The 249-nt window shown below is 66.3% G+C and carries 1 pseudogene; it reads right to left on the bottom strand.

Going from position 1 to position 249, the window contains the following annotated elements:
• Positions 1–119 precede the first annotated feature (119 nt).
• Positions 120–249 (bottom strand): annotated as a pseudogene (locus tag FV234_RS26005) (IS5/IS1182 family transposase); the annotation flags it as partial.

Here is a 249-nt window from a genome sequence, read left to right as displayed (position 1 = left end):
TCCAGCAGCGCTACCGCCTCGCGTTTGAACTCTGGGGTGAACTCGCGTCTCGTCTTGGCCATCAAACACCTTCCCCGCCCGCAAGGAGCGTATCAGAGGTGTCCGTGGAACCGGGGGAGGATCAGTGTCGCCCGAAGCAGCATCTCCGGCGGGATCGAAGGCCGGCCCAGGCCCGAGTACAGGTGCTCGAAGCGCGCGTTCAGCCCAGCCAGAACTTCGTCGGCCAAGGCCCGGATCGGCCGCAACGGG

Origin of the sequence: Methylobacterium sp. WL8, from assembly GCF_008040045.1 — a bacterium.
Taxonomy (GTDB): Bacteria; Pseudomonadota; Alphaproteobacteria; order Rhizobiales; family Beijerinckiaceae; genus Methylobacterium; species Methylobacterium cerastii.
The sequence above is the reverse complement of the archived record's forward strand: the minus strand, read 5'-3'. Positions and strand labels throughout refer to the sequence as shown.